General features: G+C 56.8%; 11 protein-coding genes. 2 read left to right on the forward strand and 9 right to left on the reverse strand.

The window, feature by feature from the left end; all coding sequences use genetic code 11:
* Position 1 precedes the first annotated feature (1 nt).
* The 5 genes from ERD84_RS14265 to ERD84_RS14285 form a co-directional block, all read right to left on the reverse strand.
* Positions 2-784 (reverse strand): GNAT family N-acetyltransferase, encoded by a 783-nt coding sequence (locus ERD84_RS14265; protein ID WP_130040329.1) that lies wholly within the window; start codon positions 782-784, stop codon positions 2-4.
* A gap of 65 nt (positions 785-849) precedes the next feature.
* Positions 850-2,196 carry a phosphoglucosamine mutase gene (gene glmM, locus ERD84_RS14270; RefSeq protein WP_130040330.1) on the reverse strand — a complete coding sequence of 449 codons (1,347 nt, stop codon included), beginning with the start codon at positions 2,194-2,196 and terminating at the stop codon, positions 850-852.
* Positions 2,189-3,031 (reverse strand): dihydropteroate synthase, encoded by an 843-nt coding sequence (folP, locus tag ERD84_RS14275; protein WP_130040331.1) that lies wholly within the window; start codon positions 3,029-3,031, stop codon positions 2,189-2,191. Before folP ends, glmM begins: the two co-directional genes overlap by 8 nt.
* 16 nt (positions 3,032-3,047) lie before the next feature.
* Entirely contained in the window at positions 3,048-4,946 is a 1,899-nt protein-coding gene (gene ftsH, locus ERD84_RS14280) for an ATP-dependent zinc metalloprotease FtsH (protein ID WP_130040332.1), read from the reverse strand.
* Positions 4,947-5,084: 138 nt separating this feature from the next.
* A complete protein-coding gene (locus ERD84_RS14285; RefSeq protein ID WP_130040333.1) occupies positions 5,085-5,720 on the reverse strand; it encodes an RlmE family RNA methyltransferase in 636 nt (211 codons plus the stop codon).
* Between the two features lie 17 nt (positions 5,721-5,737).
* Between ERD84_RS14285 and ERD84_RS14290 the strand changes: the two genes are divergently transcribed.
* Complete coding sequence (locus ERD84_RS14290) at positions 5,738-6,310, forward strand: YhbY family RNA-binding protein (RefSeq protein WP_130040334.1); 573 nt, start codon at positions 5,738-5,740, stop codon at positions 6,308-6,310.
* 142 nt (positions 6,311-6,452) lie between these two features.
* Here ERD84_RS14290 and greA read toward each other — a convergent pair whose 3' ends face one another.
* Entirely contained in the window at positions 6,453-6,929 is a 477-nt protein-coding gene (gene greA / locus ERD84_RS14295) for a transcription elongation factor GreA (protein ID WP_130040335.1), read from the reverse strand.
* A gap of 226 nt (positions 6,930-7,155) precedes the next feature.
* Positions 7,156-8,481, reverse strand: coding sequence for a solute carrier family 23 protein (locus tag ERD84_RS14300; protein ID WP_130040336.1), 1,326 nt, complete (start codon positions 8,479-8,481; stop codon positions 7,156-7,158).
* A 138-nt stretch (positions 8,482-8,619) separates the two neighbouring features.
* Between ERD84_RS14300 and ERD84_RS14305 the strand changes: the two genes are divergently transcribed.
* Positions 8,620-9,255, forward strand: coding sequence for a histidine phosphatase family protein (locus tag ERD84_RS14305; RefSeq protein ID WP_130040337.1), 636 nt, complete (start codon positions 8,620-8,622; stop codon positions 9,253-9,255).
* Here the strand turns inward: ERD84_RS14305 and ERD84_RS14310 are convergent.
* Both ERD84_RS14310 and carB read right to left on the reverse strand, forming a co-directional pair.
* Positions 9,252-10,007 (reverse strand): SDR family oxidoreductase, encoded by a 756-nt coding sequence (locus ERD84_RS14310; protein WP_167667510.1) that lies wholly within the window; start codon positions 10,005-10,007, stop codon positions 9,252-9,254. The two genes, ERD84_RS14305 and ERD84_RS14310, sit on opposite strands and share 4 nt — an antisense overlap.
* Positions 10,008-10,023: 16 nt before the next feature.
* Complete coding sequence (carB, locus tag ERD84_RS14315; protein ID WP_130040339.1) at positions 10,024-13,266, reverse strand: carbamoyl-phosphate synthase large subunit; 3,243 nt, start codon at positions 13,264-13,266, stop codon at positions 10,024-10,026.
* Between the last annotated feature and the right edge of the window lie 8 nt (positions 13,267-13,274).

The raw sequence follows: 13,274 nt of genomic DNA on the forward strand, positions 1-13,274 counted from the left end.
ATCAGCCCATGCCGAAATGGCGACGATAGCGTGTGTCCATTTTCTGCACATCGAGCAGCACCGGAAAATCGGCAGTATTGAAGTCGGGGTCCCAGGCAGGCTCGCCGCAAATGGTGGCCCCCAGCTTGAGGTAGCCCTTTATGAGCGGTGGCATACGGGCCGGCAAAACACTGTTCAGACGCTCTACCGGATAACGATGCCGTGGCACAACATGATATAGCTCGGGCTGCTTGGCCATGGCTTTTCTGGCCACACGCCAAACCTCGGCGGCCGTAGCGCCGTCGTCGCGCAAACTAACGCTGGCACAGCCCAGCGCATACCGGAATCCGCGCCGCTGCAGCAGATTCGCTATGCCGGACCATAACAGCATGATGACCGTCCCGCTGCGGTAATCGGGGTGCGTGCACGAACGACCGACCTCGGCGAGTTCGCCATACAAATGACGCAAGCCGGACAAGTCGAACTCTGTTTCCGAATAGTAGCCACCAGCCTTACGCGCGTGCTCGGGAGTCAGTAGCCGGTAGGTTCCGACGACCAAGTCGGTGCTGACATCCTTGACCATCAGGTGCTCGCACCAGGGATCGTACCGGTCTGTATCCAGACCGTCGACCGCATTTGGAAATACGGCGTTCATTTCCTCGGTGAAAACGTTGTAGCGCAAGCGCTGAATGGCTTCAAGCTCTTCGTTGGTCCGGGCCAAGCCCAGAACCAGGCTTCGCGGCCCGGGACTGGCCCAGCTGGCATCGACCATCGTGTCTGATTGAATACGTGTAAGCTCTAACATGCATGTAACTCCGTAAACATCCTGCCATTCTGCACCCACAATGTTGCAGGTATTTTATGGCTACGTTACGCGTTTGTTAAATCAACAGCAAGTAGCTGCTGCACACCCTCTTCAGCAAGCTCGGCATTCTCGGCCTCGACCATCAGACGCAGCTTGGGCTCGGTGCCTGATGCGCGTATCAATACACGGCCGCGATCCCCGAGCATTTGCTCGACATTTTTTTGAGCATCCTGAAGGCCTGAATGCTTTTGCCACTGAATGCCGGGAGCCAACGGCACATTGACCATTTTTTGTGGGTACATCGTTATGCTCGACACGAGTTCAGCCAGACTCGAGCCACTGCGGCTCATGGCAGTCAGCACTTGCAACGCGGCAATAATACCGTCGCCGGTAGTATGACAGTCGAGGCACAACAAGTGACCAGAGCTTTCACCCCCATATAGCCAACCGCGACTTTGCATGCCTTCCAGCACATAACGGTCGCCGACCTTGGCGCGGGCAAAGCCAATACCTAATGCCTCCATCTGCTTTTCGAAGCCCAGATTGGTCATGAGCGTGCCCACCACGCCTTCAACCGGCCCCTGGGTCATGCGATCGCGCACAATGGCGTAAAGCAGTTCGTCGCCGTTATACAGACGCCCACTGCCATCGACCATCTGCAAGCGATCAGCATCGCCATCCAGTGCAATACCCAGATCGGCGCCCCTGGCCTGGACCTCGGAGATCAGGCGCTCGGGATGCATGGCGCCTACACCTTCATTGATATTGAGTCCGTCAGGCTGGCACCCGATGGCGAATACCTCGGCGCCCAATTCGCGAAAGACATGTGGAGCGACTTGATAGGCAGCCCCATGGGCCGCATCGACCACAATGGAAAACCCCGACAAATCAAGCTCGTTGGGAAAAGTACTTTTACAAAACTCGATATAGCGTCCGGCCGAATCGTTGATACGACGTGCCCGGCCCAGGTTTTCGGAGCTTACGCAGCCCAGTGGCTCATGAATCGCAGCCTCGATCTCGGCTTCAATTTCATCGGGCAGTTTCATGCCCGAAGCTGAAAAGAACTTAATGCCGTTGTCCTGATAAGGATTGTGGGAGGCGCTGATCACAATACCTGCCACCAGGCGTAAAGCACGCGTCAGGTAGGCCACAGCGGGCGTCGGCACGGGTCCGGCCAACAGTACGTCGATGCCGGCCGCCGATAAGCCTGCTTCCAGGGCGGACTCCAGCATATAACCCGAAATACGGGTATCTTTGCCAATGACCACCGCAGGGCGGCCTCTGCCCGGATGCTTGTTCGCCAGGACTCGTCCGGCCGCATAACCCAGACGCAAGGCAAATTCGGCGTTAATGGTCGAACCACCTACTTCACCGCGCACCCCATCGGTGCCGAAATATTTACGCTCAGTCATAAAAAGCTCCGTGTTCAATTGCATTTTGTACTTTTATCGCATCCAGCGTCGCCGCAACATCGTGCACACGGATAATATGTGCACCCCGGGCCACAGCCGCCAAAGCGGCGGCGATGCTACCCGCTACCCGTTCGGCCGGGACCCGCCCAGTCACATGGCCGATCATGGATTTGCGTGACAACCCGACAAGCCAGGGGCAACCCTGGCTGTCCAGCTCTTGTAGCCGGCGCAGTAAAAGATAGTTCTGTTCTGGTGTCTTACCAAAGCCAAAGCCCGGATCCAGGCTGATTCGCCGCTTATTGACGCCAGCAGCCAGCATGACCGCCAGGCGTTCGTGCAGGAACTGCTCAACATCGCGCAGGACATCGTCATACCGCGGCGTATGCTGCATGGTTTTGGGTTCGCCCTGCATATGCATGATGCACAAGCCGCAATTTGAATCAGCCACCGCCTCGAGAGCCCCGGGCTGCCGGAATCCATAGATATCGTTGATAAGGTCTGCGCCAGCATCAAGCGCTTTGCGCATGACTTCGGGCTTGAAGGTATCAATGGAAAGAGGGATATCGGCCGATCTCAAGGCTTCGATGACAGGCAGGATACGCTTAAGCTCTTCTTGAACCGATACCGGATCAGCGCCGGGCCGGGTCGACTCGCCGCCAATATCAAGAATATCTGCACCCTGCTCGATCAGCAGCCGTGCATGGGCAATTGCCTCGTCGGCCTCGAAATGCTGATCGCCATCTGAGAATGAGTCAGGGGTGACATTGACGATCCCCATTATGAATGGGCGCTCGAGATGCAACTCGAAGCGCCCACAAAGCATACTTGGACTCATAGGTTGGGGGTTGAGTCTATACAGGTGTTGTAGCAGTATTGCTGCCGCCAGCCGATGTCAGGCCGGTAGGCGGCGTGTGGTCGGATGCATCGTTATTGGATGCGGGCACATGCGGCGCACGAGGAGGACGTCCTTCCATGATGTCGTTGATTTGATCGGCATCGATGGTTTCCCACTCGAGCAAGGCGGCTGCCATGGCTTCCATTTTGTCGCGGTTATCTTCGATAAGCTTGCGTGCGATGTTGTACTGCTCGTCGATGATGATCCGAATTTCGTGATCGACCTTTTGCATGGTCGCCTCGGAGACATGCGTGGTTTTGGTCACGCTGCGACCCAGGAAGACCTCACCTTCGTTCTCGGCATACACTACCGGCCCCAAGGAGTCGGTCATGCCATAGCGGGTAACGATATCGCGCGCAATGGCCGTGGCTCGCTCGAAGTCGTTCGATGCGCCGGTCGTCATTTGATTCATGAAGACTTCTTCGGCAATTCGACCGCCGAACAGTACGGCAATGGTATTGAGCAGACGATCTTTGTCCATGCTGTAACGGTCGCCTTCCGGCAACTGCATGGTGACCCCCAGCGCCCGGCCACGCGGGATGATGGTGACCTTATGGACCGGATCTGTTTTGGGCAAGAGACGTGCCACCAGTGCATGACCAGACTCGTGGTATGCGGTATTGCGGCGCTCTTCTTCGGGCATGACAATGGAGCGGCGCTCGGCGCCCATGATGATCTTGTCCTTGGCCTTTTCGAAGTCGCTCATGTCGACGGTGCGGCCATTGCGCCGTGCGGCAAACAAGGCAGCTTCGTTGACCAGGTTGGCCAGATCGGCACCCGAAAATCCGGGTGTGCCGCGTGCCAGCACCATGGCGTCGACGTTGGTTGCCACCGGCACCTTGCGCATATGCACTTTCAGGATTTGCTCGCGACCACGGATATCGGGCAGGGAAACCACGACCTGGCGGTCGAAGCGGCCCGGACGCAAGAGCGCCGGATCGAGTACGTCGGGGCGGTTAGTGGCAGCAACCACCAGCACGCCCTGGCCCGTTTCGAAACCATCCATTTCGACCAGCAACTGGTTGAGCGTTTGTTCGCGCTCGTCGTTGCCACCACCCAGGCCTGCACCGCGCTGGCGACCCACTGCATCGATTTCATCGATGAAGATAATGCACGGAGCCTGCTTCTTGGCATTTTCGAACATGTCGCGCACACGGGCGGCGCCGACACCCACAAACATTTCAACGAAATCAGAGCCTGAAATGCTGAAGAATGGAACCTTGGCTTCACCGGCAATGGCCTTGGCCAACAGGGTTTTACCTGTACCGGGAGAGCCCACCATCAGTACGCCACGCGGAATACGGCCGCCCAGACGCTGGAATTTGGTGGGATCACGCAGGAAGTCGACCAGTTCCTGGACATCTTCCTTGGCCTCGTCGCAACCCGCCACGTCAGCAAAGGTAATATTATTGGTGTTCTCGTCAAGCATGCGAGCGCGTGACTTGCCGAAGCTGAATGCCCCGCCCTTGCCACCGCCTTGCATTTGGCGCATGAAGAAAATCCAGACCCCAATCAGCAAAAGCATGGGGAACCAGGATATGAACAGACTGGTCAGGAAGGAAGGCTCTTCGCGAGCCTTGCCGGACACCTGCACACCGGACTTGACCAGCTCGGGAACCATCCAGAGATCGCCAGGTGAAGTCAGGCTGTACGGACGGCCGGCATCGGGCGTGACGTGCAGCGTATCGCCCTGGATATCTACCTTGTTGATGCGCCCAGCCTGTGCATCTTTCATGAACTGGGTATAAGTAACGGTCTCGGTGGTGCTGGCGCGGCCGTCGAACTGTTTGAAAACAGTAAACAGAACCAGCGCAATCACCATCCAGATCGCGACTTTGGAAAACGAGTTGTTCAAAGCCAACCTCCTACTTGTAACTTCGGCTTGCCAGACTTCCGCAATAACGGCAGCACAACAAGTATGTCAATAACTCATTCTACCTGATAGAAAGAATGATGTTTTAAGAAACCCTGGGTCAGTCCGTACAGCACATTCTTAGGGTTTCAGGCGGCGCGCCACCAGGAATGTTTCAGAAGACTTGCCACGGGACGCCTTGGGTTTGCGCTCGACCACTCGCTGGAAGTGGCGCTTGAACGATTCCACGATCTGTGAAAAGCCGCTGCCGTGAAATGCCTTGACGATCAGTGCCCCCTCGGGCTTGAGGTGCTGGCATGCAAAGTCGAGGGCCAAATCACACACATGCTGAATTCTAGCTGAATCAGCAGAACTCACACCAGATAAGTTGGGGGCCATATCGGAAATAACAAGATCCACCTGCGCATCGCCCAGCAGATTCTTCAGTTGCTCCAGGACGGCATCTTCGCGAAAATCCCCCTGTATGAATTCGACACCGGCAATAGGCTCCATGGGCAGCATATCGAGTGCGACGATACGACCGTCGACCACGCCGCCAGCACCCGTCAAGCGCTCACGAGCCACTTGCGACCAGCTGCCAGGTGCCGACCCCAGGTCGACCACGATATCACCCGACTGCATCAGCTTTTCGGCATCAAGAATTTCCGTCAATTTGAACGCAGCGCGGGCCCGATACCCTTTTTGTTGCGCCATTTTGACGTATGGGTCATTAATATGCTGCATAACCCAATCTTTTGAGAATTTTTTTTTGGCCATTCCCGTACAATCTCACTATGCCCAAACTCGAAATAACTTCCCAAGAGCGTAGCGCACTGCGCGCTGCCGCCCACCCATTGCGTCCCGTCGTCCTGATCGGCGACCGGGGCCTGTCGGATTCTGTACTTAAAGAAATCGACCTCAACCTGAACGCCCACCAACTGATCAAGGTTCGTATTGCCGGCGAAGAGCGCGAAGCGCGCAATGCCATGCTGGAAACCATTTGCGAATCACTATCGTGCGCACTGGTTCATCACTTGGGTAAAACGCTGATCATCTATCGGCCCGATCTTGCCGCCCAGAAAGCCAAGGCCGAAACCGAGAACGCCACCCGGGCGATACGCAAGCCCTCAGAGCCGCATACCCCCAAGAAACTGGCTGCCGAAGGGGTAACACGCACACGCCGCAGCGAAAAAACCAAACGCGCAGCGCAGAAGGCCGAAAAACCCGAAACAGCAGCGCCACGTGCCCGCCGGGCCAGTACAGCCACTACTGACCGCCCCGCTCATGGCATACCACGCCGCTCGGGCAGTGCATTATCTTTGCGGGCCGGCGCACGCCGCAGTGCTGCCCGATCGGGCAAGCGCTGATTTCAATTACCGCAAGCGGCTCTGTTCCAGCCAAAAAACCGCAGGCGGCCTGAATTATAAAGCCCATCGCATTATTGCGTATGGGCTTTATTAACTTTATGTCAGGCGCCAGGCTTGATCCCGGCACGCGGCCAGGATTCTTTTACAAATAGCTGACGTTAAGCACTTCGTATTCGCGGATGCCCGCAGGCGCCCTGACCTCGACCACATCGCCTTCACCACGGCCTATCAGCGCACGTGCGACCGGACTGGAAACGGAAATCAAGTTGGAGCGGATATCGGCTTCGACATCACCGACAATCTGATACTTGACACGCTCACCCGATTCCAGGTCTTCGATTTCGACGGTCGCGCCAAACACGGCCTTACCTTCGACATCGAGCGTGGACGGATCGATGATCTGCGCATTGGAGAGCGTTCCTTCCAGCTCCTGGATGCGGCCTTCAACAAAGGCTTGGCGTTCGCGAGCAGCGTCATACTCGGCGTTTTCGGAAAGATCGCCCTGGGCACGTGCCTCGGCGATTGCATTGATGACTTCTGGACGTTCGATCGTTTTCAAACGATGTAATTCTGCTTGCAAGCGCTCAGCGCCGCGTGCTGTCAACGGTATCGCAGACATAGGTATTCCTGAGTAAAAAGTAAAAAGACGCTCCCCACAAAGGAGCGCCTAATAAAAAACTGTTGCCTGGCTGGTATTACCGGCCCGCTAAGATATGAAGCAAAGGAACCACTGATTTTTTTTAGCTGTACACAGCGATTGAACCCAGCTTAAAACAAAACCCCGGCCTGGACAGTAACCGGGGATCTGTAGCTATTGTCGGCAAACTTCAGGGAAATTGCAAGCCCTAGTCTTGGTTCTTTCGCGAACCTATGCGCAACAGGGCATAAAGAATGATGGCACCAAACGTGGCGGTACCTATACCGTCCAGCTTGAACGCACCGAACTGAATCGAAAAATTGCCCGCGCCCAGCACCAGTGTTACCGCCGCCACGATTAGATTGCGGTTGTCACTGAAATCAACCTGATTCACCACCCAGATACGCGCACCGGCCACGGCGATCAGGCCAAACACCACCACCGACATGCCACCCAGCACCGGGCCTGGAATAGTTTGTATCAAGGCCCCGAACTTGGGCGAGAAACCCAGCAATATGGCAATACATGCAGCCACCACGAACACCAGGGTCGAATAAATGCGGGTGACGGTCATGACACCAATATTCTCGGCATAAGTGGTCACGCCTGTACCGCCCACCGCGCCCGAAACCATGGTAGCGATGCCATCACCCACAAAGGCGCGGCCCAGATAGCGGTCGAGATCCTGCCCCGTCATGGCACTGACAGCCTTGATGTGGCCCAGGTTTTCGGCCACCAGAATGATGGCTACCGGCACGATCACGCTCATGGCATGCATGTCGAACACGGGCGCCGAAAATTGCGGCAACCCGACCCAGGCTGCGTTCATCACACCACTGAAGTCTATGGGTTGGCCCAAGCCCAGCCCATTGGTCAGTACAGCGTAAATAAGGCAGGCCAGCAATAGACCCACCAGAATGAGCAGGCGCTGTACAGTGCCTCGTGTGTAGACGGCTACACCCCCTACACACAGCACAGTCATCAAGGCCATCAAAGCATCGAATGTCGTGCCGCCCATAGCGCCCTTGGCGGCAATGGGTGCCAGATTCAGACCGATCACGGCCACGATGGCACCAGTCACCACCGGTGGCATCCAGTCGTTGATCCACCGCGCGGCCCCACCCGAGCGGGCATTCATCCACCAAACCAGCAGGCCGATCAGGGTATAGACGAAACCACAAGCAATAATGGCGCCCAGGGCTACACCGATATTCGCGTTTGGACCCGCACCGGCATAGCCCGTGACGGCGATGACACCCCCAATGAAGGCAAAACTTGATCCCAGATAGCTGGGCACCCGGCCGCGCACGAAAAAGAAAAATATCAGTGTGCCTATGCCGGACATCAGAATGGCGACATTGGCATCGAAGCCCATCAGCAAAGGAGCAAGAATCGTGGAGCCGAACATGGCCACGACATGCTGGGCTCCCATCGCTATATTCTGCGGCCACGACATGCATTCGTCGGGCTGAACGACAACGCCGTTGGCTCCGGCCTGAACCTTGCGCCAACGAGGAAAGAAAGTGTTAGACATTGAAACTCGCCTTTTTTATTAAAATGAGGGCACTGCGCAGGCGAAAGTGTACGGTTACGCCGCCCTTAACTGCAACATAATTCATATACTCTTAGGTCTTTGCACCTCATCAACCTGCGCCCAGCGCAGTTTTCCAACATGCATACAACACAATTCTGGCTGATACGGCACGGCGAAACCCAGTGGAACGCTGAAAGACGCCTGCAAGGCAGCCTCGATATTCCTCTGAACAGCATAGGTGCCGGGCAGGCCGATCGACTGGGCCAGTACCTGCGATCACCTCTGTTCGACACACGTATCGACACCGTCATCAGCAGCGACCTTTGCAGGGCCTACGATACCGCTGTTGCAGCGGCGGGACACTTCGAACTGCCTATCGAGCGCAATCCACTACTGCGCGAACGCTGCTACGGGGTATACGAAGGGCAAGACTGGGCTAGCCTGGAAAGCTTGCGCACCCTTGATTTTCGCAATCCGGAACAACTTGTGGAGCAAGGAGAAACCCTGCCCGTTTTTGCGCAACGCATCGTCAATGCATTCGAAGACCTGGCTCGGCGCTACCGCGGCCACAATGTCATGGTGTTTTCACACGGCGGCGTCATCGACATAGCCTGGCGCAAAGCCAATGACATCGCGCTCGATGCCCCACGCCACGCCCCCATCCTTAATGCGAGCATCAACCAGTTCTCCATTAGCAACGATGGACACTGGAACACCCTTGCCTGGGGACGAACCGAGCATCTGGAAGATACCGCCCTGGATGACGTACTTTAACTCTGCCTGGGCTTGCGCTCACGCCGTACTGCAAAATAGTCGTACAAGCGGTCGGGCACCAGGCGTAGCAATCTTGCCACCCAGCCCATCTGCCACGGAATCACGGTATACGACACCCCTCGCGTGATGGCCTGTTTTGCCTTAACGGCAAACTGCTCGACAGGCATCAAGAACGGCATTTTGTACGGATTGTTGGCCGTCATCGGAGTTTGAATAAACCCTGGCGCGATCGTCACCACTTTGACGCCAGTCTGGCTCAGCTCCACACGCAGGCTTTCACAGTAAGCGCGTACAGCCGCCTTGGATGCACTATAGGCACCTGCCCCTGGCAGGCCGCGTACTGCTGCAACGCTGGCCACGCCAACCAGCCGCCCTTGCCCACGCAATTTCATGGCCGCAATAAAGGGCTCGAAAGTCGCGACCGTGGCAGTCAGATTGGTGGCGATAACGGCTTCGAAAACCCGATAATCGTCGAGCTCTTCGGTCAGCGTCCCCACACTGATTCCGGCACTGGCAATGACGACGTCAACAGGCCCGCCGGCCAGAAAATCGGCAGCGGCGGCATGCAATGCGGGACGATCGCGTACATCGGCCGAATAAACGACATGGCCGTCACCCGGCAGGGCAGCGGCCATATCGCGTAAAGCCTGTGTACGTCGACCCAGCAGTCCCAGCTGTGCGCCCTGCTGCGCGTAAGACAAGGCCAGCGCGGCACCTATGCCGCTGCTGGCCCCGGTAATGAATACGCGCAATGCCAAGACACAGCCTTTATTGCTGTGGCAAGGAGGCGTGCAGGTCTTGCAAGGAATAAACCTTCAGGCCGCTACCTTGACGCAGATACTGCAGCCCTTCGACTGCAGCGCGCGCGCCAGCGATTGTGGTGAAGAAGGTCACACGCGCGGCCAGGGAGTTGGTTCTTATGGTGCGCGAGTCGGCAATGGCGTTGCGCCGCTCTTCGACCGTGTTGATGACCATGGCGATTTCGCCGTTCTTGATCATGTCCACGATATGAGGACGACCCTCTGTGACCTTGTTGACCACCTGGACTTGCAAGCCAGCTTCTGCGATAGCTGCAGCGGTCCCACGTGTTGCCACAATCTTGTAGCCTAGATCGCTCAGGCCGCGGGCCACTTCGACTGCCTTGGGTTTGTCTTGCCCACGTACGCTGATGAATACCGTGCCGGACTCTGGCAACCATGCACTGGCAGCCAGTTGCGACTTCACGAAGGCTTCACCGAAGCTTTCGCCCACACCCATGACTTCGCCGGTGGATTTCATTTCGGGTCCGAGTATGGTGTCTACTCCGGGGAACTTCACGAAAGGAAAGACCGCTTCCTTGACCGAGTAGTAATCGGGCACCACTTCTTTGTGCACGCCCTGCTCTGCCAGTGTTTTACCAGCCATGGCACGAGCGGCAATTTTGGCCAACTGCAGGCCGGTTGCCTTGGACACGTAGGGCACGGTACGGGAGGCTCGCGGATTGACTTCCAGCACATAGACGTCGCCATCCTGAATGGCAAACTGTACGTTCATCAAACCTTTTACATTCAGTGCCCGCGCCATGAGCGCTGTCTGGCGCTTGATTTCGGCAATGACCTCTTGTGACAGCGAATAAGGCGGAAGGCTGCAGGCCGAGTCGCCGGAGTGGACGCCTGCCTGCTCAATGTGTTCCATGACGCCGCCGATAAACACCACCTCGCCGTCGGCAATACAGTCCACATCGACTTCAGTTGCGTTGTTCAGAAAGTGATCGAGCAACACGGGGGAGTCATTACTGACCTTGACGGCCTCACGCATATAGCGTTCCAGGTCTTGCTGCTCGTGCACGATTTCCATGGCGCGGCCGCCCAGCACATAGCTGGGACGCACCACCAGGGGATAGCCGATTTCGGCAGCGTGCGCCAGGGCTTCGCCTTCGGTGCGGGCAGTGCGGTTGGGAGGCTGGCGCAAGCCCAGTTTGTTGAGCAGCTTCTGGAAGCGTTCGCGATCTTCGGCCACATCGATGGACTCGGGGCTGGTGCCGATAATGGGTACCCCATTAGCTTCAAGGGCACGAGCCAATTTCAAAGGTGTCTGGCCGCCATACTGAACAATCATGCCGACCGGATTCTCTTTGTATACGATTTCGAGCACGTCTTCGAGCGTCAAGGGTTCGAAGTACAGGCGATCAGACGTATCGTAGTCGGTAGAAACCGTTTCGGGATTGCAGTTGACCATGATGGTTTCATAGTCATCATCGCGCAGGGCCAATGCGGCATGCACGCAGCAATAATCAAACTCGATGCCCTGACCGATGCGGTTGGGACCGCCGCCAAGCACAATGATTTTCTTGCGGTCGGTAGGCGCGGCTTCGCACTCGTCTTCGTATGTGGAATACATGTAGGCGGTGCGGGTGGGGAATTCGGCTGCGCAAGTATCGACACGTTTGTACACCGGGCGCACGCCCAGTTGATGACGCAATTTGCGAACTTCGCTTTCAGAGCTGTCGAGCAGGAAAGCCAGGCGGCGATCAGAAAAGCCACGGCGCTTGAGTTGCCATACCGTGTCGTAATCGAGATCGGCCAGCGTCTTTTGCTCGAGGGCCAATTCGATGTCGACAATTTCCTTGATTTGAGCCAGAAACCAGGGGTCGATGCTGGTCAGCCCATGGACTTCTTCTAGGCTGAAGCCCTGAGCAAAAGCGTCGCCCACGTACCAGATGCGCTCGGGACCCGGCTCGCCCAATTCGATCTGCAGCTTTTCGCGGTCGGTGGTCTTTTGGTTGAGCCCATCAACACCCACCTCCAGGCCCCGCAGGGCTTTCTGGAAAGACTCCTGGAAAGTGCGGCCTATGGCCATGACTTCGCCGACCGACTTCATTTGCGTCGTCAGGCGGGAATCGGCCTGAGGGAATTTTTCAAAGGCGAAACGCGGCACCTTGGTGACCACGTAGTCGATGGCCGGCTCGAAGGATGCAGGCGTGGCGCCGCCTGTGATTTCGTTCTTGAGTTCGTCGAGCGTATAGCCCACTGCCAAACGTGCTGCTACCTTGGCAATAGGGAAGCCGGTTGCCTTGGACGCCAGTGCCGACGAACGCGATACGCGCGGGTTCATCTCGATGACGATCATGCGGCCATTTTCGGGATTAACGGCAAACTGTACGTTGGAACCGCCCGTATCGACGCCGATTTCACGCAATACCGCGATCGATGCATTGCGCATGATCTGGTATTCCTTGTCGGTAAGCGTTTGGGCCGGTGCAACGGTAATCGAGTCGCCCGTGTGCACGCCCATGGGATCCAGATTCTCGATGGAGCACACAATAATGCAGTTATCGGCGCTATCGCGCACGACTTCCATTTCGAATTCTTTCCAGCCCAACAATGATTCTTCGATGAGCAATTCGTTGGTTGGCGAGGCCTCCAGGCCGCGCCGGCAAATGCTTTCGAACTCTTCGCTGTTATAGGCAATGCCGCCGCCCGAGCCACCCATGGTGAAGCTGGGGCGTATGACCACCGGAAATCCAGCGGTGCCGGCCTCTTCGCCGATACGGCGCTGCACTTCCCAGGCTTCGTCCATAGAGTGGGCAACGCCCGACTTGGCCGATTCGAGGCCGATGTCATTCATGGCTTGCTTGAACTTCTGGCGGTCTTCGGCCTTTTCGATGGCGTGTTCGTTGGCACCGATAAGTTCGACGCCATACTTTTCCAGGACACCGTTATGTACGAGGTCGAGCGCGCAATTCAGCGCCGTCTGGCCGCCCATGGTGGGCAGCAAGGCATCGGGCTTTTCGCGCTCGATGATTTTTTCGACTGCCTGCCAGGTAATGGGCTCGATGTAGGTGACGTCGGCCGTTTCCGGGTCGGTCATGATGGTAGCGGGATTGCTGTTGACCAGTATGGTGCGGAAGCCATCGGCCTTGAGGGCCTTGCAGGCCTGAGCCCCCGAGTAGTCGAACTCGCATGCCTGCCCGATGATGATCGGACCCGCACCAATGATGAGGATGCTTTTAATATCTGAACGCTTTGGCATATTGCTGA

Source organism: Pollutimonas harenae (assembly GCF_004153685.1).
Classification (GTDB): Bacteria; Pseudomonadota; Gammaproteobacteria; order Burkholderiales; family Burkholderiaceae_B; genus Pusillimonas_C; species Pusillimonas_C harenae.

What these genes read in the sequence shown, in the direction of transcription:
- ERD84_RS14265 (WP_130040329.1), bottom strand. Translation starts at nt 784, where the DNA reads ATGTTAGAGCTTACACGTATTCAATCAGACACGATGGTCGATGCCAGC.
- ERD84_RS14300 (WP_130040336.1), bottom strand. Translation starts at nt 8,481, where the DNA reads ATGTCTAACACTTTCTTTCCTCGTTGGCGCAAGGTTCAGGCCGGAGCC.
- glmM (WP_130040330.1), bottom strand. Translation starts at nt 2,196, where the DNA reads ATGACTGAGCGTAAATATTTCGGCACCGATGGGGTGCGCGGTGAAGTA.
- ERD84_RS14285 (WP_130040333.1), bottom strand. Translation starts at nt 5,720, where the DNA reads ATGGCCAAAAAAAAATTCTCAAAAGATTGGGTTATGCAGCATATTAAT.
- folP (WP_130040331.1), bottom strand. Translation starts at nt 3,031, where the DNA reads ATGAGTCCAAGTATGCTTTGTGGGCGCTTCGAGTTGCATCTCGAGCGC.
- carB (WP_130040339.1), bottom strand. Translation starts at nt 13,266, where the DNA reads ATGCCAAAGCGTTCAGATATTAAAAGCATCCTCATCATTGGTGCGGGT.
- greA (WP_130040335.1), bottom strand. Translation starts at nt 6,929, where the DNA reads ATGTCTGCGATACCGTTGACAGCACGCGGCGCTGAGCGCTTGCAAGCA.
- ERD84_RS14305 (WP_130040337.1), top strand. Translation starts at nt 8,620, where the DNA reads ATGCATACAACACAATTCTGGCTGATACGGCACGGCGAAACCCAGTGG.
- ERD84_RS14290 (WP_130040334.1), top strand. Translation starts at nt 5,738, where the DNA reads ATGCCCAAACTCGAAATAACTTCCCAAGAGCGTAGCGCACTGCGCGCT.